This is a genomic window from Liquorilactobacillus aquaticus DSM 21051 (assembly GCF_001436755.1).
Lineage (GTDB): Bacteria > Bacillota > Bacilli > Lactobacillales > Lactobacillaceae > Liquorilactobacillus > Liquorilactobacillus aquaticus.
The window spans coordinates 116,078-137,201 of sequence record NZ_AYZD01000018.1 but is presented as its reverse complement, the minus strand read 5'-3'; the positions used below and the strand labels follow the sequence as shown (position 1 = coordinate 137,201).

The 21,124-nt window shown below is 37.7% G+C and carries 21 protein-coding genes; all 21 read left to right on the top strand.

Features of this window, described 5'->3' with window-relative positions:
• The first annotated feature begins 50 nt into the window (after window positions 1-50).
• The 21 genes from FC19_RS07340 to trxB all read left to right on the top strand — a co-directional run bounded on the left by FC19_RS07340 (window position 51) and on the right by trxB (window position 20,763).
• Window positions 51-1,379 carry an ATP-dependent helicase ComFA gene (locus tag FC19_RS07340; RefSeq protein ID WP_157061284.1) on the top strand — a complete coding sequence of 443 codons (1,329 nt, stop codon included), beginning with the start codon at window positions 51-53 and terminating at the stop codon, window positions 1,377-1,379.
• Complete coding sequence (locus FC19_RS07335; protein WP_057876339.1) at window positions 1,376-2,071, top strand: ComF family protein; 696 nt, start codon at window positions 1,376-1,378, stop codon at window positions 2,069-2,071. The genes FC19_RS07340 and FC19_RS07335 overlap by 4 nt, the downstream gene beginning before the upstream one ends.
• A gap of 139 nt (window positions 2,072-2,210) precedes the next feature.
• Window positions 2,211-2,765 carry a ribosome hibernation-promoting factor, HPF/YfiA family gene (gene hpf, locus FC19_RS07330; RefSeq protein WP_057876338.1) on the top strand — a complete coding sequence of 185 codons (555 nt, stop codon included), beginning with the start codon at window positions 2,211-2,213 and terminating at the stop codon, window positions 2,763-2,765.
• A gap of 234 nt (window positions 2,766-2,999) precedes the next feature.
• Window positions 3,000-5,363: a preprotein translocase subunit SecA gene (gene secA / locus FC19_RS07325; RefSeq protein ID WP_057876337.1), complete on the top strand. Its 2,364-nt coding sequence runs from the start codon at window positions 3,000-3,002 to the stop codon at window positions 5,361-5,363.
• 59 nt (window positions 5,364-5,422) lie between these two features.
• Window positions 5,423-6,542 (top strand): peptide chain release factor 2 gene (gene prfB / locus FC19_RS07320; RefSeq protein WP_157061283.1). Its coding sequence is split into 2 segments (ribosomal slippage): window positions 5,423-5,494 and window positions 5,496-6,542, totalling 1,119 coding nucleotides; the frame shifts between segments, so codons are not numbered across the junction.
• A gap of 97 nt (window positions 6,543-6,639) precedes the next feature.
• On the top strand, window positions 6,640-7,335 hold the full coding sequence (gene ftsE / locus FC19_RS07315) for a cell division ATP-binding protein FtsE (protein ID WP_057876335.1): 696 nt from the start codon (window positions 6,640-6,642) through the stop codon (window positions 7,333-7,335).
• Entirely contained in the window at window positions 7,316-8,203 is an 888-nt protein-coding gene (gene ftsX, locus FC19_RS07310; protein ID WP_057876334.1) for a permease-like cell division protein FtsX, read from the top strand. Before ftsE ends, ftsX begins: the two co-directional genes overlap by 20 nt.
• A gap of 128 nt (window positions 8,204-8,331) precedes the next feature.
• The gene (locus FC19_RS07305) at window positions 8,332-9,483 is read left to right on the top strand and encodes a PDZ domain-containing protein (protein ID WP_057876333.1); all 1,152 of its coding nucleotides are present in this window, start codon (window positions 8,332-8,334) and stop codon (window positions 9,481-9,483) included.
• A gap of 20 nt (window positions 9,484-9,503) precedes the next feature.
• Window positions 9,504-10,229, top strand: a complete 726-nt coding sequence (locus FC19_RS07300) for a response regulator transcription factor (protein ID WP_057876332.1) — start codon at window positions 9,504-9,506, stop codon at window positions 10,227-10,229.
• Window positions 10,230-10,269: 40 nt separating this feature from the next.
• Window positions 10,270-11,610 carry a two-component system histidine kinase PnpS gene (pnpS, locus tag FC19_RS07295; RefSeq protein ID WP_235809344.1) on the top strand — a complete coding sequence of 447 codons (1,341 nt, stop codon included), beginning with the start codon at window positions 10,270-10,272 and terminating at the stop codon, window positions 11,608-11,610.
• A 10-nt stretch (window positions 11,611-11,620) separates the two neighbouring features.
• The gene (locus FC19_RS07290) at window positions 11,621-12,523 is read left to right on the top strand and encodes a phosphate ABC transporter substrate-binding protein (protein ID WP_057876330.1); all 903 of its coding nucleotides are present in this window, start codon (window positions 11,621-11,623) and stop codon (window positions 12,521-12,523) included.
• Window positions 12,495-13,394, top strand: coding sequence for a phosphate ABC transporter permease subunit PstC (gene pstC / locus FC19_RS07285; protein ID WP_057876329.1), 900 nt, complete (start codon window positions 12,495-12,497; stop codon window positions 13,392-13,394). The genes FC19_RS07290 and pstC overlap by 29 nt, the downstream gene beginning before the upstream one ends.
• A gap of 4 nt (window positions 13,395-13,398) precedes the next feature.
• The gene (pstA, locus tag FC19_RS07280; RefSeq protein ID WP_057876328.1) at window positions 13,399-14,286 is read left to right on the top strand and encodes a phosphate ABC transporter permease PstA; all 888 of its coding nucleotides are present in this window, start codon (window positions 13,399-13,401) and stop codon (window positions 14,284-14,286) included.
• Between the two features lie 47 nt (window positions 14,287-14,333).
• The gene (locus tag FC19_RS07275; RefSeq protein WP_235809342.1) at window positions 14,334-15,113 is read left to right on the top strand and encodes a phosphate ABC transporter ATP-binding protein; all 780 of its coding nucleotides are present in this window, start codon (window positions 14,334-14,336) and stop codon (window positions 15,111-15,113) included.
• Between the two features lie 190 nt (window positions 15,114-15,303).
• Entirely contained in the window at window positions 15,304-15,978 is a 675-nt protein-coding gene (gene phoU / locus FC19_RS07270; protein WP_057876326.1) for a phosphate signaling complex protein PhoU, read from the top strand.
• Window positions 15,979-16,087: 109 nt separating this feature from the next.
• Window positions 16,088-16,408: a PspC domain-containing protein gene (locus FC19_RS07265; protein WP_057876325.1), complete on the top strand. Its 321-nt coding sequence runs from the start codon at window positions 16,088-16,090 to the stop codon at window positions 16,406-16,408.
• A gap of 33 nt (window positions 16,409-16,441) precedes the next feature.
• Window positions 16,442-16,789, top strand: a complete 348-nt coding sequence (locus FC19_RS07260; RefSeq protein ID WP_057876324.1) for a phage holin family protein — start codon at window positions 16,442-16,444, stop codon at window positions 16,787-16,789.
• 146 nt (window positions 16,790-16,935) lie between these two features.
• Window positions 16,936-17,826: an HPr(Ser) kinase/phosphatase gene (gene hprK, locus FC19_RS07255; RefSeq protein WP_235809349.1), complete on the top strand. Its 891-nt coding sequence runs from the start codon at window positions 16,936-16,938 to the stop codon at window positions 17,824-17,826.
• A 22-nt stretch (window positions 17,827-17,848) separates the two neighbouring features.
• Entirely contained in the window at window positions 17,849-18,685 is an 837-nt protein-coding gene (lgt, locus tag FC19_RS07250; RefSeq protein WP_057876322.1) for a prolipoprotein diacylglyceryl transferase, read from the top strand.
• Between the two features lie 15 nt (window positions 18,686-18,700).
• Window positions 18,701-19,711, top strand: coding sequence for an NAD(P)H-dependent glycerol-3-phosphate dehydrogenase (locus FC19_RS07245; protein WP_057876321.1), 1,011 nt, complete (start codon window positions 18,701-18,703; stop codon window positions 19,709-19,711).
• 122 nt (window positions 19,712-19,833) lie between these two features.
• Window positions 19,834-20,763 carry a thioredoxin-disulfide reductase gene (gene trxB, locus FC19_RS07240; RefSeq protein WP_057876320.1) on the top strand — a complete coding sequence of 310 codons (930 nt, stop codon included), beginning with the start codon at window positions 19,834-19,836 and terminating at the stop codon, window positions 20,761-20,763.
• The last annotated feature ends 361 nt before the right edge of the window (window positions 20,764-21,124 follow it).

Sequence of the window (21,124 nt, the reverse complement as noted above, 5' to 3'; positions counted from 1 at the left end):
TACCTAATACTCCTTAAATTGCGTAATTTTAAATTGAAGGGGGACGTTAAATGAATAAAAATGAGGCTTGTGGCAGGTTGTATAGCATCAATAAAACTAGGATTAAACAAGTGGATTTGCAGATAGGGCACATTCTTCCGGCAATTCAAGTCAGATCTGAAGACATTACCTGTACTCGTTGTGGTCAAAGAACTACCAAAAAGCGTGCTGCTCTTCCTGCTAATCATTACTTCTGTCCCAAATGTAAAATGTTAGGCAGAATAAGTACTTTAAACGTATTATACACTATACCTGAGTCTAATGAATTTGCACAAATACTTAATCCATTAACTTGGGATGGAGAACTTTCAGTGTTTCAGACTCAGTGTGCACAAGATTTGAAGAAGGTCGTTCAAAGAAAGGGAAATCATTTGTTATGGGCTGTGACGGGTGCCGGTAAAACTGAAATGCTGTTTGATGCGCTTGAATATGCAATTCAACGAAAAATGCGTATTTGTATAGCATCTCCACGAGTTGATGTTTGCAATGAATTATTTCCACGATTAAAAAAAGCTTTTGAACAAGTAGATATTCTTTTGCTTCATGGGAGGCAGCAGCAGAAATATCGATATACGCAAATTGTGGTGTGTACTACTCACCAATTGCTTAATTTTCGGCAGGCTTTTGATGTTTTGATAATCGACGAAGTGGATTCTTTTCCTTTCGTAAATAACAAGTTACTGAATCATGCAGTTAAGACCGCTCGTAAAAAAATAAGTGCATTGATTCTTTTAACAGCCACTCCGACTAAGGAACTATTAGCTGAGGTTAGAAAAAATAAAATGACTTTTAGTTATCTGCCGGTACGTTACCATGGTCATGTTCTTCCATTCCCTAAAACTAGAATTGTACGCGAGTGGGAGTCAAAGCTTGAAAGGGGTAAACTACCTTTAAAAATGATAAAAATTATTTCGAAGTGGGTTGAAGAAGGTTTTCCTTTCTTAATTTTTGTTCCAAGAATTGCATTATTGGAACAAACTTATATGGCTCTGAAAAAATATGTGAATTCAGATGTACGTGGAGCTACGGTTTATGCTAATGATCCTGAGCGTATTGAGAAAGTGAAAAAATTACGCGAAAAGAAATTGATTTTTTTGATTACAACCACTATTTTGGAACGAGGTGTAACTTTTCCAAATTTAAATGTATTGATATTGGGTGCCGAAGATAAAGTTTTCACAAGGTCAGCACTAGTTCAAATTGCAGGAAGAGTCGGTCGGAGTGCCCAACGGCCTGTTGGGGATGTTTTTTTTCTATGTCAGTCATTAACACGTTCAATAAAAGGTGCACTTAAACAAATTTCCTTTTTAAATAAAAAAGGGAGGCAGTTGTTGAAATGAAGAATTGTTTAATTTGCCAGCAAGTAATGTTTGAACGATTGAGTTTTGCATGGCTTTTTTCTTTAAAAAAAATACAAAAGAAATATATATGTGAAGAATGTCAGAAAAATTTTGTTTTAATTCAAAATGAAGAGCGTTGCCAGGGGTGTGGTCGAAGTCAAAAAAAAGATAATTTGTGCTATGACTGCATTCGTTGGAAAAGGAATGGCGAAAAGGAACTCTTAAAAAATAGAGCACTTTTTGTCTATAATGCAGCTATGCAAAATTTTATGGAAGGATATAAATTTAAGGGTGATTATTATTGGCGGAATGTGTTTCAAGGAAAGTTTGAACAAAATATTCACTATTATTATAATTCTGGTTGGATATATGTGCCCGTTCCTGTAGACAAAGCAACCTTAGCTGAAAGAGGTTTTAATCAAGTCACAGGTTTGCTCCAGTCATTGCCTTTTAACGAGATATTGCAGATGAAGGATTTTTCAGCGAGGACAAAGCAGTCTCATAAAACACGAAAACAAAGATTGGAAACGCAGCAACCATTCGAATATAGTGGTGGAGATATAAATATAAAGGGTAAAAAAGTGTTGTTATTGGATGATGTTTACACAACAGGACGGACTTTGTATTATGCAAAAGAACTTTTGAGCACAAAAGGTGTACGTGAGGTTCGATCATTTACATTAGCTCGTTAAGTTTAGAATAATTTAAGAAGATATTATTTGTTAAATACAACGTTTTCTTTTATAATATAGGTAGCATAGATAAGTGAGAACCAGAAGCACTTGTTGCGCATGAAAGTGCGGTGCGTAGTTGTGAAAGGAGAGGTTTGTTATGCTAAAATATAATATTCGTGGAGAGAACATTGAGGTAACTGATGCTATTCGGGGTTATGTTCAGAAGAAATTGAATAAGCTTGAAAAATACTTTGAGGATACGTCGAATTCGACTGCTCATGTAAATTTAAAAGTTTATTCAGACAAAACTTCAAAGGTTGAAGTTACTATTCCATTACCATATTTGGTATTGAGAGCTGAAGAAACCTCACCTGATATGTACGCCAGCGTTGATTTGGTTACGGATAAGCTGGAACGTCAAATCAGAAAATACAAAACTAAAATTAATAGAAAATCGCGTGAAAAAGGCTTTAAAGAATTTCAAATTCCTGATGCAGCGGGTGAGGATGCTGAAAAGGAAGAAAAGAAGTTTGATATTGTTCGTACTAAGAGAGTATCTTTGAAACCGATGGACAGTGAAGAAGCTGTTCTGCAAATGGATATGCTTGGACATAATTTCTTCATCTATGAAGATGCAGAAACAAGCGGAATCGATATTGTATATCGTCGCAAGGATGGTCGTTATGGTTTGATTGAGGCAAGTGAAAATTAAAAAAATAGCATAAGTAAGTTCCATTGAAATAGGCAAGTGATCGGTGTGGGAGAATATAGACGCGATCGAATTCTTGCTTATTTTTTTGGGATTTTTTAATGAACCTGTCTAAAACAGTGCAACATGTTTAAAATCGAATTAAAAAATGCTAGAATAAAGAGCAGTATACTAACTTTGAAACAACTATCTGTTTTAGTTGAATGAAAAAGAGCGTTTTTAGAAAGGAATTATGACATGGTTAATGTCCTTAAAAAATGGGTTGAAAGTGATAAGCGTGAAATTAAGCGTTTAGGTAAAATAGCAGACAAAGTTGAGGCGTATGCTGATGAGATGGCTGCATTGAATGATGAAGAATTAAAAGCAAAGACTCCAGAATTAAAGAAGCGGTTCAATGAAGGCGCAACTTTAGATGATTTATTACCAGAAGCTTTTGCGACTATCCGGGAAGCAGCTAAGCGAGTGTTAGGTCTCTATCCATTTAGAGTACAGATTTATGGGGGAGTTGTACTTCACGAGGGTAATATCGCTGAAATGAAAACTGGTGAAGGTAAAACTTTAACGGCTACAATGCCAGTTTATTTGAATTCGCTGGCCGGCAAAGGTGTACACGTTGTTACAGTTAATGAATATTTGGCCTCACGTGATGCTACTGAAATGGGAGAACTGTATACTTGGCTTGGCTTGAATGTTGGTCTGAATATTTCCAACAAAACACCTGATGAAAAAAGAGAAGCTTATAATTGTGATATAACCTACTCAACAAATAGTGAGTTGGGCTTTGATTATCTGCGTGATAATATGGTCGTCTATCGTGAAGATATGGTTCAAAGACCATTGAATTTTGTTATTGTTGATGAAGTTGACTCAATTTTGATTGATGAAGCACGAACTCCATTAATTATTTCAGGACAAGCTGAAAAGTCTACAACTCTTTATACAAGAACTGATCGTTTTGCTAAGACGTTGACTGAGAAAAGTGATTATAAAATTGATTTAGAATCAAAAACAGTTTCTCTAACTGAAGAAGGAATTCAGAAAGCTGAAAAATATTTTGGCCTTGAGAATTTGTATAATCCCGACAATACAGCGCTAACGCACCATTTAGACAATGCCTTGCGGGCTAACTTTATTATGCTGCGTGATAAGGACTACGTTGTTTCAGATGGTGAGGTATTGATTGTTGATCAATTTACTGGGCGCATCATGGAAGGGCGACGTTATTCGGATGGATTGCATCAGGCAATTGAAGCTAAAGAACGTGTCGATATCCAGCAGGAAACAAAAACGATGGCTAATATTACGTATCAAAACTTCTTTCGGATGTACAAAAAAATAGCTGGGATGACAGGTACTGCCAAAACAGAACAAGAAGAATTCCGCGAGATTTATAATATGGAAGTGATCTCAATTCCAACGAATAAGCCTGTTTTGCGTGAAGATCGACCAGATTTATTGTACCCAACATTAAAGAGCAAATTCAAAGCAGTCGTAGAGGATATCAAAACAAGGCATGAAAAAGGTCAGCCAATTTTGGTAGGGACTGTGGCCGTTGAAACATCCGAATTATTGGCTCATTTACTCGACAAAGAAGGAATTCCGCACGCTGTTTTGAATGCTAAAAATCACGCTAAAGAAGCGGAGATTATCATGAATGCTGGGCAACGTGGTGCGGTCACGATAGCGACGAATATGGCTGGACGTGGAACTGATATCAAGCTGGGGCCGGGCGTTAAAGAAGTTGGCGGATTGGCTGTTATCGGAACTGAACGGCACGAGTCCCGGCGTATTGATAACCAATTGCGTGGGCGTTCTGGACGCCAGGGTGATCCTGGATTAACACAATTTTATCTTTCATTAGAAGATGACCTGATGCTACGTTTTGGTTCGGAAAGAGTTAAAGCCGTACTTGAAAGATTCAAGGTCGCTGATGATGATGCAGTAATTCAGAGTAAAATGATCTCACGTCAAGTTGAAGCTGCTCAAAAACGAGTTGAAGGTAATAACTATGATACGCGTAAACAGGTTCTGCAGTATGATGATGTTATGCGCGAACAGCGTGAGGTAATATATGCTCAGAGACAGCAAGTAATTATGGAAGAAAAATCATTGAAGCCAGTTGTTATGCAAATGATCAGACGTACAGTTGAACACTTTGTTCAAATGCATACGCAAAAGGATCAAAAAGAATGGAACTTGCAAGCAATTTTAGATTTTGCAATTGCGGCAATGACCAATGAGGATAGCATTTCAATCAGTGATTTAGAGGGTAAAAGTCCGGAAGAAATTATTAACTATTTAATGGACCGAGCTGAAGCTAATTATGAGCTCAAAGAAAAACAGCTCTACGATGCCAATCAGATGCTTGAATTTGAAAAAGTTGTCATTTTAAGAGTTGTTGATTCAAAATGGACTGATCATATTGATCAAATGGACCAATTACGTCAATCAATCGGTTTGCGTGGTTATGGCCAGCTAAATCCATTAGTTGAGTATCAAACGGATGGTTTTAGAATGTTTGAACAAATGGTGGGAGATATTGAGTATGATGTCACACGTTTGTTCCTAAAGGCCGAAATTCGGCAAGATATTAAGCGATAAAATCAATATTAAGGGGCTGAGACATAAATGTCCCAGCTTTTTTTGAAGGAGAAAATGAAATGGAACTTAGTGAATACAAGCACAGTATCGAAAAAATGAAAAAACAAGTCACAGACTTTAGGGGGTCTCTTTGACTTAGATGCCCTTAATGAAAAAATATCTGAAAATGAAGTAAAGATGGCTGATCCCAATTTTTGGAATGATCAAGTTGCGGCCCAAAAGCTAATTGAAGTTAATAATAGCTTGAAGGTCAAGTTTGATAATTTTAATACTTTGTCAGAAGCCGTTGAAGAGTTGGAAGTCCTTTTTGAACTATTACAATCTGAACCGGACGATGAAGATCTTTTAAGTGAATTGGATCAGAAAGTCAATAAAACACAAAAGAGGCTCCAAAAATATCAGCTTGAACTTTTGCTAAGTGGCAAATATGACCACAGCAATGCGATTGTCGAAATACATCCAGGGGCAGGGGGAACTGAGTCGCAAGATTGGGGATCTATGCTTTTGAGAATGTACAGTCGTTGGTCACAGCAGCATGATTTTGAAGTCGAGACACTAGATTATCTAGCAGGTGATGAAGCGGGGATAAAAAGTGTAACGTTGTTAATCAAAGGAAATAATGCATATGGATATCTGCGCAGTGAAAAGGGAGTTCATCGTTTAGTTAGAATCTCTCCCTTTGATGCTGCGGGAAGAAGACATACTTCTTTTGCATCAGTCAATGTTATGCCTGAGTTGGATGATAATGTCGATATTGAATTACGTTCCGACGATATCAAGATGGAAGTCTTTAGGTCGAGCGGTGCCGGTGGTCAGCATATTAACAAAACATCTTCAGCCGTGCGCTTGATTCATATACCTACAGGAATTGTGGTATCTAGTCAAGCACAGCGGTCGCAATTTCAAAACCGAGCTACGGCTGAAAGTATGCTGCGTTCTAAATTGTATCAATTAAAACTGGAGGAACAGCAGAAGAAAAAGGCTGAAATCCAAGGCCAACAATTGGATATTGGTTGGGGTTCACAAATTCGTTCGTACGTTTTTCATCCTTATTCGATGGTCAAAGATCATCGAACTGGCTATGAAACTGGGAACGTCCAAAGTGTGATGGATGGAGAATTAGATGAATTTATTAATGCTTACTTGCAGTATAAACTTCAAAGTAAGAATCCTAGCTAAAAAATTGAAACTTATTTGTAATCTTTTTGAAATATTACAAACCTTATAAATGATATAATACTGTGGTGTGTATCAGAAAATAAGGAGGAACATCCTTTTGATTGAATTTAAACATGTTTTTAAAGAATATGATAATAAGGTCATCGCAGCTAATGACTTTACGATAACCATTAAGCAGGGGGAATTTGTTTATGTTGTTGGGCCTAGTGGTGCGGGGAAATCAACCTTTATCAAAATGATGTATCGAGAAGAAATACCGACATCCGGCCAAATAAAAATAAATGAATTTGAGCTTGAAAAAATAAAAAATAAAGAGATACCTTTTCTACGACGCGAATTAGGTGTCGTTTTTCAAGACTTTAAATTGTTACCTAAGTTAACGGTGTTTGAAAACGTCGCTTACGCGTTACAAGTAATTGAAAAAAGTCCTGAGAAGGTCAAAGAACGAGTGGAGAGAGTTTTAGAATTGGTGGGGCTTGCAGATAAAACAGATGTTTTTCCTAATGAACTTTCAGGTGGCGAGCAACAAAGAATTGCGATTGCGCGTGCAATTGCTAATAAACCGCGTATTTTGATTGCTGATGAACCAACAGGAAATCTTGATCCTGGTACGGCAAATGATATCATGGAAATAATTGAACGTATCAATAAAAAAGGAACAACAGTTGTCATGGCTACTCATAATAGTTCCATTGTGAACGAACGCAAACACCGCGTAATTGAAATTGATGATGGCAGAGTTATTCGCGATCAGAAGAGAGGGGGCTACAAAGATGAAAGCAATAACCTTTAAAGGGCATCTTGTTGAAAGTTTTAAAAGTCTGAAACGTAATGGCTGGATGTCGGTTGCTGCTTTTAGTGCAGTTACTGTTACACTGCTACTTGTAGGTGTCCTGTTGTCAATTATAATGAACGTTAATAAAATTGCTTCTGATATTGAAAATGATGTTCAAGTGCGTGTATTGATTGATCGTGGAACAACTTCTCAACAGCGGAAAGTATTGAAGAAAAATTTGAGTGAACTTGATAGCATTCACAGCATTAAATTTTCGAGTAAAGAACAAGAATTGAAAAATGTTGTTGGAAGTTATGGTAATGAGTTTAAGTTATTTGGTGGGGATGATAATCCCTTAAATGATGTTTATGTTGTTAAAACAAAAAAGCCATCACAAACGGTAACGGTTGCCAAAAAAGCTCGTACTATGAAGCACGTATATGATGCTAAATACGGTGGGGCATCTGCTAAAAAACTGTTCAGAATTGTGGATGGAATTCAAAAATGGGGGATAGGAATTAGTTTATTATTACTTTTTGTAGCCGTATTTCTGATTTCAAACACAATAAAAATCACAATTTTATCACGGCGCAATGAAATTTCTATTATGCGTCTCGTTGGAGCGACAAATAGTTTTATTAGGTGGCCTTTTATTCTCGAAGGTGCATGGACAGGATTATTTGGTGCAATACTGCCAATTATCGTAGTTGATATCGGGTATGTCTGGGTACATGGAATACTTTCCGCATCTTTAGCAAGTACAGGGTATCGCTTGCTTTCGCCTGGCGTTTTTTTGGTCCAGATCGATATATTGATGATTCTAATCGGTATTTTAATTGGTGCTATCGGATCAGGCCTTTCAATGAGAAGGTTCTTAAGAATTTAATAGCTTCGAAAATACCATTATCTCACGTAGGTAATGGTATTTTTTTAATTCAATTGTGAGAATTTTGTGCTTAAAGATATAAATTGCTATACTGTGAATAAGCATTACCTTAGGAGGATGAAACTTAAATGTGGGTTTTTAAATTATTCTTGCATCTTTTTATGCAGCCTGCTTTGTGGATATGTATTTTGATCACATGTATCGCATATCAGAAACGGATAAAAAATGAACGATTGAATTTTCGAATAGCAATTAATCATGATTTCTATGAAGGAAGGCACCTTATAAAAAACGGCTTCTTCTTTTGCATAATAGGCTCGGTGATTGCGTTTCTTTTGGGCACGATGCTTCCGGTGCAGTGGATTATAGTGTATGAGATTTTGATCTGTTTTGGATTGTTGCTTTATCTTTTTACTGACACTGGGGTTCTTTGCTTGACAATGGCTTTGCCTCTTTTGTGGTTACTAAATCAAACTTATCTTGGAGAACAGACAATTCTCGGTTTAATCAAGATTAATGAACACTTTTTTTATGCCAGTGGCGTTTCAATTTTTGTTTTATGTACGCTTTTTTTCCTATTCAGATATCTAATACTTCAAAGTGTTGATCAATTTTCACTTATGCCCAGCATCCATAATGGCAAACGAGGACGGAGACTTGTTAGATATAACTGGCGAGAATCAGTACTAGTTCCCTTGTTAATCTTGGTTCCCGGGGACTTGTTTCATAGTATGCTTGGCTTTTGGCCGCTTTTTTCAATTAATGGTCAGAAATTTGGACTTTTCATTTTACCCTTTTGGGTTACCGGTGCGGTCAGTTTTTGGCGTCAGCCCTTGGCAACAGCTGTAAGAAAAATTCGTAAGCAGTCCCTTTTCTGGATGGTTTATAGTGCAATCTTTGTTATTATCTCTGCTTTTTTGCCTAAGTTGACTATTGCTGGGCTACTGCTAATGACTTTTTTATTAGGCGTCCAGACAGTTATGCGTGTGCAAAAGGATCGGCGCGAGGGTCGCTGGTATGCAGAGACGAAGAATGGTGTACGGGTGATTGCTGTTCAGCCCCATACTCCAGCCGCTAAAATGAATTTAAAGGCAGGAGATATCATTATTTCTTGCAATGGTATCAATGTTACAAATGAAGAAGGGCTATATAAAGCATTAAAAAGAGATTCAACTTATTGTCGTTTTAGAGTACGAACTTATGGAGGAGATCTGAAATTAGCAGAAAGTGCTATTTTTGCAGATTCACCGCATGAGATTGGGTTGATTATATTCCATTAATTTTTTTGGGGGGACTACTTGTGAAGAAAGTTTTAGTGGTGGATGATGAAGCTGCAATTGTGACGTTACTGAAATATAACCTTGAAAAAGCTGGGTATCAAGTTGAAACAGCGATGGATGGTGGTACTGCTTTAAAGAAAGGAATAACAAAAACGTATGATTTTATTTTATTGGATTTAATGCTGCCTCAAATGGATGGTCTAGAAGTTACACGTCGTTTAAGGCAAGAAAAAGTCAAAACGCCTATCATGATACTGACGGCTAAGGGAGAAGAATACGACAAAGTCATAGGATTAGAATTGGGTGCAGATGATTATTTGACTAAACCTTTTTCTCCTAGAGAAGTTTTAGCAAGAATTAAAGCTATTGGGAGAAGGACTGACGAAGTAAGTCATGAACAGGAAGATAATAAGTTGGATGATGAAGATGAACGTTTCAGCTTTGATGATATATTAGTTGATCTAACAAATTATACAGTCGAAAAAAACAAGAATAAAATAAAATTAACGCCTAAAGAATTCGAGCTGCTTGCTTATTTCATAAAACGCCAGCATCGCGTATTGAGTAGGGAGAAACTATTAAATGGCGTTTGGGGATATGATTATGTTGGTCAAACACGGATGGTAGATATGCATGTCAGTCATTTACGGGAGAAGATTGAAAAGGATCCAAAGAATCCGAAGTATATTGAGACGGTTAGGGGCTTTGGCTATCGATTTGAAGGTGGAGAAAATAAAGACTTTTAAATTCTTTTCAATAAATTTTCTAATAAGTTTTGCGTGTTTGATGCTGGTCTCTTTTTCCTCTAATGGATGGCATCGAGGATCTAGCAATGTTTTCTGGGAAAATAATAGATTCATAGTTCTGTTGCTGACTGCAGTACTTCTGGCCTTCGTTTCAACAGCGGTTCGCTTAGTGGCTTATCATCAGCACAAAAAAGAAATTGATATGCTGAGCTCAAAACTACGTGCAGTTATTGAAGGTGAAGAACCTGGACACTTGCTGCTCGAACCCAGTGATCCCTACTATGAATTGGCGCGTGCGATTAATGGTGTTCAAAGTATGCAACGTGATATCTCCAAAGATTTTTTAACGCAGCAAAGAGGATACTTCTCATTAATGGAGTATTTAACAATTGGAGTAATGGTACTTGATCAAGACCAGAAAATATATTTAGGTAATCACGCGATGAGTGAATTGATGGGTCGTGAGATGAACGTAAAAGGTCAGCTTTACGTTAATGAGGTCAGAACATATGAACTAAGTCGGTTGATTGAGGAAACATTTCAAACTCATCAGGATCAACATCAGGAAATAAAGATTGAAGCGACTAATAAAAATGTAGATGCCCATGTTGTTTATGTTCCAATCAATTCGCATCATTTTTTAGTGATGGCTCTTCTGTATGATATTACAGAACTAAAAGAAATTGAACGGATGCAGATGGATTTTGTCGGTAATGTTAGTCATGAGTTGAAAACCCCTATAACTGCAATCACGGGTTTTACCGAGACGTTGCTGCAAGGGGCAATGGATGATAAGCAAACTCGTGAGGAATTCCTAAAAATCGTATATCAGGAAAGTCTGAAATTGACTGAATTAGTGGAGGATATACTTTCACTTGCCAGAATAGATTCCAAACCGCAACTCAATCTCTCAATGCTTAATCTGCATGCTTTTATTACCGACATCTTAAGGACATTTAAACCGGAACTTGAAAAAAAGCAGATTGAAGTGGATCTTCAAATACCTGCTGATTGTCAAATAAATGTTGATAAAAATAAGTTGCAACACGTTGTTAATAACCTTATTCAAAATGGAATCAAGTACAATAAAACAGCGGGCAAACTTTGGATTAGTGGCGAAGTCAGGGAAAAAGATTGGTGCTTGAGTATACAGGATACTGGGTACGGAATTCCTAAAGATGAGCAAGAGAGGATATTTGAGCGCTTTTATCGAATTGATACTTCACGTTCAAGACAAAATGGTGGAACAGGGCTAGGTTTAGCGGTTGTAAAAGAGTATGTGAAAGCTTTGTCCGGTAAAATTGAGGTCAAAAGCCAAGTGGGAGTTGGCTCTAGATTTGCAGTTACGTTTCCATTAGAAATGAAAGATAATCTGAGTTAGGTAGGGGAGTATGTTCAATAGAAAATTTAAATTGAGCTGTTTAATACTGATGACAGTGACTTTTTTAACAGCTTGTAGACCTTTGGAAAGAAATTCGCTCACATTAGCAGGATCAACAGCATTTCAACCAATAGTTGAAATGGCTGCAAAAGGTTATAATCTGCGGCACCCAGGAACAGTTATTAATGTTCAAGGGGGAGGATCAGGAACGGGTGTGAGCCAGGTGCAAGAAGGCGCAATTGATATTGGAAATTCAGATCTATTTGCTTCTGAAAAGAAGGGGATTAACGCATCTAGATTGAGAGATCATTTAATTGCGGTTACAGGCATTACTCCCATTGTTAATCCAAAGGCTGGAGTGAAAAATGTTTCTCAGAGGCAATTAGTTGCTATTTTTACTGGTAAAATTGTAAATTGGCGTCAATTAGGCGGGGAAGATTTAAAAATTACTGTTATTAACCGTTCGATTGGAAGTGGAACACGAAATAATTTTGAAAAATGGGGTCTCGCCGGACATAGCAGTATGGTCGCCCAAGAACAAAGTTCAAGTGGTACTGTATGCAAAATCGTGGGGGCGACTCCAGGCGCAATTTCTTATATCGCTTTTCCATATATTAATAAAAAAATTCAGCCATTAAGCATTGACGGAGTAAAACCTTCAATGCAGAATGTTAAAAGTAACAAATGGAAGATTTGGGCCTATGAACATATGTATACTCTTAAAAAAAATGACAAAAACACGCGTTCTTTTTTGAACTACATGATGTCTGACTATGTTCAACAAAAAATTATTCCTAAGCTAGGCTATATTCCAGTTTCTTCCATGAGTATTAAACGTTCTGATAATGGAACACTAAGTAGTTCGGAAGGGAGTCACAAAAATATTGCTAGATCCGATACAAATAGACCTTAAAAAAAGTTCTACAGCTAGCAGAAGAGAAAAAAAAGGGCAATATTTGACTTTTTTTTGCATAGGAATAAGTGTATTGATTATAGTTGCCTTGATATTTTTTATAACGTATAAAGGTCTGCTCCTGTTTTTAAAAGATAAAGTGTCACCATTATCGTTCCTTAGTGGGGTAAGATGGGATCCAAACAATGACAAATTTGGAGCATTATCTATGATGATTGGCTCGATAACGGTTACTATTCTGGCCGTGTTGTTAGCTTTTCCGTTCTCTTTTGGAACAGCTATTTTTATTTCTGAAATTAAGTCTTCTAAAAGTAAAAAATATTTACGCCTTGCGATTGAAATGCTGATAGGTATTCCAGCAGTTGTGTATGGTTTTGTTGGAATATCAGTTATTGTTCCCTTACTACGATCCACTATGGGGGGGACCGGTTTTGGTTTACTTTCTGGAGCGATCATTCTTGCAATAATGATTCTGCCAACTATTTCAACTTTGTGTGTTGATGCTCTTAAAGGAGTTCCCGAAGCATATCGGTACACATCCCGTGCGCTGGGAGCAACTCAGTGGCAAACTTTGCATAAGGTTGTTTTGCCGATTGCAAGGCCGCAAGTTGCTGTTGCAATTTTGTTTGGAATGTCGCAGGCTTTTGGAGAAGCAGTCGCAATTCAAATGGTGATTGGAAATGCCACGCTGATCCCAACTCATTTAATGAGCCCGGCAGCTACACTGACTAGTGTTATAACGATTGGAATGGGGGATTCAGTCAGGGGTTCAGTTGAAAATGATGCACTATGGTCTCTGGCACTGCTGCTGTTATTGATATCTTTGCTATTTAATTTGATTGCGCACTTTGCAATGAGGAAGAGGACCTAAATTAATGAATAACAAATTTAAGCCACAGATTGCAGATAAGATATTTAAAATTGTATTATACATAATCGTATTCCTTGTGGTTCTCCTTCTTTGCGGGTTGTTAGGCTACATTATGTTGGGAGGAATACCATATATTTCTTGGCATTTTCTGACGTCCAGTTCTGATTATATTTACGCGGGTGGAGGAATAGGTATTCAGTTGTTCAATTCAATCTACTTAACGGTAATCACGCTACTGATTTCACTCCCACTTTCATTCGGTGCAGGCATTTGGCTAGCTGAGTATGCACCGAATAATTGGATGACTGATTTAATCAGAAATTCACTTGAAGTTTTAAGTTCACTTCCTTCAATCGTTATCGGTTTATTCGGTTTTCTTCTTTTTGTTATCAAGTTTCGTTTGGGTTTTTCGATTTTAGCTGGTGGGTTAACATTAGCATTTTTTAATCTACCTTTGCTAACGCGTTCAACTGAAAATGCAATCCAAAATATCTCTGATAATCAGATGTTTGCAGGTTTGGCTTTAGGGGTGTCGCGTTGGGAAGTCGTGAAAAATATTATTGTACCTGAAGCATTTCCAGAAATAATCACAGGTATTATTTTAAGCACAGGAAGAATATTGGGAGAGACGGCCGCTTTGATATATACAGCTGGTCAAAGTGCATCAATTGTCGATTTTAGCAATTGGAACCCATTAAGTATAACTAGTCCCTTATGTCCGTTAAGACCAGCTGAAACGGTGGCTGTACATATTTGGAAAATCAACACCGAAGGGACAGTTCCTGATTCTGGGAAAATATCGGCTGGCTCAGCAGCAGTTTTGCTATCCATGGTATTGTTTTTCGACTTGATTGCGCGCTACAGCATTAATAAAAAAAACAAGAGAAACTGATAGACAGATAAAGTTTTAACAAAGGTAGGGTCACCATGGAGAATGCAATGATTACGGAAAAAAATGAGCAATTTGAAGAAAAGATTATAGTGACTAAGGATCTAAAGATCTTTTATGGTCAGCACGAGGTAGTTCATGGAATTAGCATGGATTTTAAAAAAAATGCAGTTACTTCATTGATTGGACCATCCGGTGCTGGGAAAACGACTTTTCTTCATTCATTAAATAGATTGAACGATCGAAAAGCTACAATAACAGGTCAGATACTTTACCATGGTATTGATATAAATGATACGGGTGTGGATGTTTATAAATTAAGGACGCACATTGGAATGCTTTTTCAAGAGGCACATATTTTTGCAATGTCGATCTATGATAATATTGCATTTGCTTTGAGGTGCCACGGCGTAAAAGACGAGTTTGAAATAAGGCAAACGATAAAGTGGAGTCTTATTAAAACAGGTTTGTGGAAAGATGTTAAAGATAGGATAGACCAAAGTGCGCTTTTACTCTCTAAGAGCCAAGCACAACAGTTATGCTTGGCACGGGCCTTGGCATTGAAGCCAGAGGTACTCTTGCTAGATGAAGCAACCAGCCTGCTCGATCCAGTGGCAACTAACACCGTTGAGAACACTTTACGTGGATTGAAAAAGAAAATAACAGTAATTATGGTGACACATAATCTTTCTCAGGCTGCACGCATTTCTGATGATACTGTTTTTTTGGATAAGGGAATCATTGTCGAAAAAGGGAGAACAAAAGATGTTTTTACGTATCCGCAATCGTCAGAAACAGATAATTACTTATCTCATAACCTGAGAAGGTAAAGTGGGCAAAGCAGTTTTTCTAAAACAGTATATTAACAGCGATAGAACTATTATTGGCTTTTTGAAATTAGAGTAGGTCAGTGATTAGTTTGCTTGCTCCAAGTTAAAAGTATACAATCATATTTATTAACTTAGTTGATTTTCCTGTGGTCATTAATTTATATTTTGAACAGATTTTGGGGGCGGCAACATGCGAGATACTTTCGATAAAGAACTAAATAAGCTGCATGTTCTTTTTGCAGAAATGGGAATGATGGTTAACGAAGCTATTTCCCATTCTGTTAAGGCATTTTCCGATCATGATAATGAATTGGCACACGAAGTTATTTTACGGGACAAAAAAATCAATGAATGTGAAAATGAGCTTGAGAAGCTGACACTTGAATTAATTGCATTGTATCAACCGGTAACGACAGATTTGCGTGATGTAATCACGGTGCTGAAAGCCAGTTCTGATATTGAACGAATTGGTGACCATGCAGTCAGTATCTCACGTGCGACGATTAAAATGAAGGGGACTCAACGAATTCCTGAGATTGAGGTTGAAATCGCTAAAATGGGGCAGATGGCATGTATAATGGTTGAAAATGTATTAGATGCATACATCAAGAGTGATGAAGAATATGCATACCAGATTGCAGATGACGACCAGAAATTAGATGATGCACTTGAGAGTATCAGAAAAAAATGTATTAAATTTATGCAAAATGACCCTGAAACAATTGTTAGCGGTTCTTATTATACGCTTGTCGCAACTTATCTTGAACGAATTGGTGACTATGTTACCAATGTTTGTGAATGGGTTGTTTTTCTTAAAAAAGGTAAGATAATTGAATTGAATCCTAGCAATAAGGATGAAAGGTGAAAAATATTTATTTTTTTTAAAATTATGCTCAATTGAGATAGGCAATTTGCGTAACAAAAACCAACAAGGTAAAATCTATATTAGACATCAGATCGTAGGAGGGGTACTTATGGATAAAAATAGAAAAATCAGACGCTCACGTGATCGTCTTATAGCTGGGGTATGTGCTGGTTTGGCAGAATATTTAAAAATCAATCCTTGGATTATACGTGGATTATTTATTATCTTGTTGCTTATCCCGCATATTCAGTTTTTGACTTTTTGTATTTATGTTGTCTTGATTGGTGTTATGCCGGCACCAAAAGATAGTTTCTTTTCAAATTTTACTGCTTTTTTTGGGAATAATAGAGAATCCGACACACATGAAAACAAACATTCTACAAGTGGTAGACGAATAATAAAGGATGTACATGAACGAGATATTCATTAAAAATAACAACAATTATGTATGGAGGAATAAAATATGTCATTTTTGCAACGCACTGTAATAAATGCAGTGGTTTTTATGGCAACCGCTGGGTTCTTTCCCCAGTATTTTCAAGTTTCGAGCATTTGGGTTTCTTTCATTGCGGCTGCGGTATTAGGAATTTTAAACATGTTCGTAAAACCCTTTTTCGTAATACTGTCATTGCCGATTACCTTTATGACACTGGGTTTTTTCTATCTGGTGATTAACGCCTTTATGCTTGAGTTAACCTCTATTTTAATTGGTGACACGTTTAAGTTTGCAAATTTTGGAGCTGCTTTTTTAATCGCGATCGTATTGAGTGTAGTTAATTTAGTCATAACAAATTATAGAAGCTCAATCTAGGTGATGAAAACGATTTAGAATGTTAGAATAGTAGTACATTGGTTTTAATAAGATCTTGTTGAATACAGGATTAATCAAGTACTTAATGGGAGGGTCATCAATTGAGCAATGATGTAAATGTAGAGAGTTTGGCGAAAGCAGCGGGGATGTCGGTTTACACGGGTGCAACTATATTGAGTCAAAAAGTGATAACAACAAGTGATATCTCTCGACCAGGGCTGGAATTAACAGGGTATTTTGATTATTACCCCGCAGAACGGATACAGCTCTTAGGGATGACAGAAATTTCATACGCACGCAAGATGGAAGCAGAGGCACGTGCGCGAGTTATGAAAAAACTTTGTGAAGACCCGATAACTCCATGTTTTGTGATTTCTCGCTACCTGCCTGTACCAGAGGAACTTGAAGTAGCAGCTAAGGAGAATGGTATCCCTGTTTTAAGGTCTAAACTTTCAACTACGCGAGTGTTGTCAAAGATGACAGACTTTTTGGAATCGCAGTTGGCTGAGAGAAAATCGATGCATGGTGTTTTGGTTGACATCTATGGATTAGGTGTCCTAATAACTGGAGATTCTGGTGTTGGAAAATCTGAAACAGCTTTAGATTTGATTAAGCGAGGTCATCGTTTGATTGCTGACGATCGCGTAGAAGTGTATCAAAAAGATGAGCAGACCATTGTTGGTGAGGCACCTAAGATCTTAAATCATTTATTAGAGATAAGAGGTATCGGAATAATTGATGTCATGAATCTTTTTGGAGCGGGCGCTGTACGGGCTGAAACTGATATTTCATTAATTGTCCATTTAGAAAATTGGAGTCCAGACAAGCAGTTTGATCGTTTGGGCAGCGGAGAACAGAAGGTACGTCTTTTTGATGTAGATATCCCTAAGATAACTATTCCGGTTAAAATCGGACGGAATCTCGCGATTATTATTGAAGCAGCAGCGATGAATTATCGAGCTAGAACAATGGGGTATGATGCAACTGAAGCTTTTGAAAACAATTTAAATAGTTTGATTAAAAATAATTCTAATTGATGTTAAGGAAAGAGTGACGTAAGTGGAGTCTTTTTTGCTGGGAGCTTTGAACCCAATTGCATTTACTTTGGGACCGATTGAGGTTCATTGGTATGGTATTATTATTGCCAGTGCGGTTGTGCTGGCAGTTTATTTTTCTGTGAGAGAAGGAAAAAGAAGGGGTATTATTGAAGATGATGTCTACGATATGCTTTTATGGGCTCTCCCGTTTTCGATTGTTTCTGCGCGAGCCTACTACGTTATTTTTCAGTGGAGCTATTATTCAAGGCATCTAAATGAAATTTATCGCATTTGGGATGGCGGAATAGCAATTTATGGGGCGCTCATAGGGGCTTTGATTACAGTAGTCGTGTTTTGTCGCAAGCGTATGATCCCTCCTATGCTAATGCTAGACGTTATAGCTCCTACAGTAATTATGGCGCAAGGTATCGGTCGGTGGGGTAACTTTATGAATCAAGAGGCTTATGGAGCTGTGACTTCGCTTGCATTCTTGCAGAAACTGTATATTCCATCATTTATTATCCAGCAGATGAACATCCAAGGAGCCTACCGCCAGCCAACGTTTTTGTACGAATCGATTTGGGATCTTGCTGGCTTTGTCCTCTTACTCTGTCTTAGACGGCGGGAACATTTGTTTAAACGCGGTGAGGTCTTTTTTAGTTATGTTCTGTGGTATGCTTTCGGAAGATTCTTCATCGAGCAAATGCGAACAGATAGTTTAATGCTGGGGGCATTGCGTGTTTCGCAATGGTTGTCACTGTTTCTCTTTGTCGGGGCAATCGCAGTGTGGATTTTACGGCGTTATTGGAAACCGCTTGAACCATGGTATGTTGAAGGGATAACGAAGTTTGATAAATGATTAGGAGTGGTTTTCATGTGTAAGAGAGTAGCAGTTATTGGAGCAGGATCGTGGGGTAGTATTTTAGCCAATATTTTAGTGATGAACGGGAACAAGGTATGTATATGGTCACGAAGAAAAGAACAAGTTGATGAATTGAATAAGCAGCATACAAATCACCATTATTTATCAGATTTTACTTATGATCAGCGACTAAATGCATCAAATGACATGTCAGAAACCCTTGCGGATGCGACAACAGTTTTATTTGCTGTTCCAACGAAGGCAATGCGGTCAGTTGCAGCTGATGCAGCAGTTATCTTGAAAGAAAAAAAGCTCAAACCGATAATTGTTCACGCAAGCAAGGGCTTGGAACTAGGCACACATAAAAGAATATCAGAGATAATCAGTGAAGAGATTCCTGAAGAAAATCGTGAGGGAATTGTTGCTCTTTCTGGTCCGAGCCATGCCGAGGAAGTTGCGAAAAAAGACATAACCTTGGTGACCGCTGCATCTGAGAATTCAACAGCTGCTAAGAATGTGCAGAGGCTGTTTATGAATAATTATTTCCGTGTTTATACGAATACTGATATTGTTGGCGTTGAGCTTGGTGCAGCTTTTAAGAACATTATAGCTTTAGGAGCTGGTGCACTACATGGACTAGGATACGGGGATGATGCTAAAGCAGCCTTGATGACCCGTGGACTTGCCGAAATAGCTCGTTTGGGTATCTCGCTTGGCGCTGATCCGCTGACCTTTATAGGTTTGTCGGGCGTTGGCGACCTGATTGTTACTTGTACAAGTATTCATTCACGCAATTGGCGTGCTGGAGATCAGTTAGGACAAGGTGAGACTCTGAAAAATGTTGTTGCCAATATGGGAATGGTAATTGAGGGGCTTAGTACAACAAAGGCTGCTTATGAATTGGCGGCGCAAAAGAAAATTGAAATGCCTATTACAACTGCAATTTATCAAGTATTATATGAAGAAAAGGACATCAAGCAGGCTATCTCGGATTTAATGCAACGTGAAGGTCGTTCAGAATGACACTAATACTGAAAAATCATTTTCTTAATCAGAACAAAACAAATAATTAGATTGCTTACATAAAGTAAGTTATAATGTAGAACATTGAAAAACATAATTGATTGAAAGAGGGTTTTACACAAGTGGTGAAAGAATATGACGTGATTGTTATAGGTGCAGGTCCAGGAGGAATGACTGCTGCACTGTACGCTTCCCGTGCGAATCTTTCTGTTTTAATGTTGGATCGTGGAATCTATGGTGGTCAGATGAACAACACGGCTGAGGTGGAAAACTACCCAGGTTTTAAGTCCATCCTTGGACCTGATCTAGCGAAGGAAATGTACGAAAGTTCGACACAGTTCGATGCTGAGTATGCGTATGGGAATGTTGAAAAAATAACGGTCAATGATAACAATATGAAAACAATTAAAACTGATAGTGATGAGTATGCAGCAAAAGCTCTTATTATCGCTACGGGTTCGCAGTATAAAAAGCTTGGTGTCCCAGGGGAAGACGAGTATGGTGGACGTGGTGTGTCTTACTGTGCAGTTTGTGATGGTGCTTTTTTCCGCGATCGTGAGGTTATTGTTGTTGGGGGTGGCGACTCTGCTATTGAAGAGGGATCTTATTTAACTCAACTGGTAAAAAAAGTAGATGTTATTCATCGGCGAAATGAACTGAGGGCACAAAAAATACTTCAGGACCGTGCGTTTGCTAATCCTAAAATAGATTTTGTATGGGACACAATTGTCACTGAAATTGAAGGTGATGGGCAAAAGGTAACTGGTGTGAAGACACATAATAAAAAAACTGGTCAAGATGAGAAGCTTCCCATCAACGGAGTTTTTATCTATGTTGGAGTGGAACCCATGAGTGAGCCTTTCAATGGACTTGGAATTACCGATGAAGATGGTTGGATCAGAACAAATGAAAAAATGGAGACAGCAGTCCCAGGAGTCTTTGCAATTGGCGATGTTCGTAAAAAAGAGTTGCGGCAAATCACAACAGCGGTTGGCGATGGAAGCATCGCTGGGCAAGGTGTATTTAGCTACATTGAATCATTGAAGGATTAGAAAACTAGCGGTAGAATTCACATATGTAGAAAACGTTAATCAAAGGCTCTGTATGACAATGAGTCGGTTTCTATAACTATTTTCAAAGGTAGATGTTTTAGTTAAATTTACGAATTTAGCTATGAACATCTACCTTTTTTGCGTTCTCTTTGTTGCCAGATTCTTAAATCAGATATATCATGGAAATGTTTTATGGGGTGGAATTGTCCGATTTACAATAATGCCAAGTGAAGATTTAAATGGCACTCGAAAATCTGGCTTGCCGAACCTGCGCGAGGGTTTAATAAAAATTTTATTGTTTTTTGAATAAAAACGTTTTATTTATAGTATACTGTGGGTAGAGAAAATTTTGGGAGTGATC

Bases quoted from the DNA above. Each gene is read 5' to 3' on its own strand.
- FC19_RS07275 (WP_235809342.1), top strand. From the start codon at position 14,334: ATGATTACGGAAAAAAATGAGCAATTTGAAGAAAAGATTATAGTGACT.
- ftsX (WP_057876334.1), top strand. From the start codon at position 7,316: ATGAAAGCAATAACCTTTAAAGGGCATCTTGTTGAAAGTTTTAAAAGT.
- FC19_RS07265 (WP_057876325.1), top strand. From the start codon at position 16,088: ATGGATAAAAATAGAAAAATCAGACGCTCACGTGATCGTCTTATAGCT.
- pstA (WP_057876328.1), top strand. From the start codon at position 13,399: ATGAATAACAAATTTAAGCCACAGATTGCAGATAAGATATTTAAAATT.
- phoU (WP_057876326.1), top strand. From the start codon at position 15,304: ATGCGAGATACTTTCGATAAAGAACTAAATAAGCTGCATGTTCTTTTT.
- FC19_RS07245 (WP_057876321.1), top strand. From the start codon at position 18,701: ATGTGTAAGAGAGTAGCAGTTATTGGAGCAGGATCGTGGGGTAGTATT.
- FC19_RS07335 (WP_057876339.1), top strand. From the start codon at position 1,376: ATGAAGAATTGTTTAATTTGCCAGCAAGTAATGTTTGAACGATTGAGT.
- FC19_RS07305 (WP_057876333.1), top strand. From the start codon at position 8,332: ATGTGGGTTTTTAAATTATTCTTGCATCTTTTTATGCAGCCTGCTTTG.
- pnpS (WP_235809344.1), top strand. From the start codon at position 10,270: ATGCTGGTCTCTTTTTCCTCTAATGGATGGCATCGAGGATCTAGCAAT.
- hprK (WP_235809349.1), top strand. From the start codon at position 16,936: ATGTCGGTTTACACGGGTGCAACTATATTGAGTCAAAAAGTGATAACA.
- FC19_RS07290 (WP_057876330.1), top strand. From the start codon at position 11,621: ATGTTCAATAGAAAATTTAAATTGAGCTGTTTAATACTGATGACAGTG.
- hpf (WP_057876338.1), top strand. From the start codon at position 2,211: ATGCTAAAATATAATATTCGTGGAGAGAACATTGAGGTAACTGATGCT.
- FC19_RS07260 (WP_057876324.1), top strand. From the start codon at position 16,442: ATGTCATTTTTGCAACGCACTGTAATAAATGCAGTGGTTTTTATGGCA.
- FC19_RS07340 (WP_157061284.1), top strand. From the start codon at position 51: ATGAATAAAAATGAGGCTTGTGGCAGGTTGTATAGCATCAATAAAACT.
- secA (WP_057876337.1), top strand. From the start codon at position 3,000: ATGGTTAATGTCCTTAAAAAATGGGTTGAAAGTGATAAGCGTGAAATT.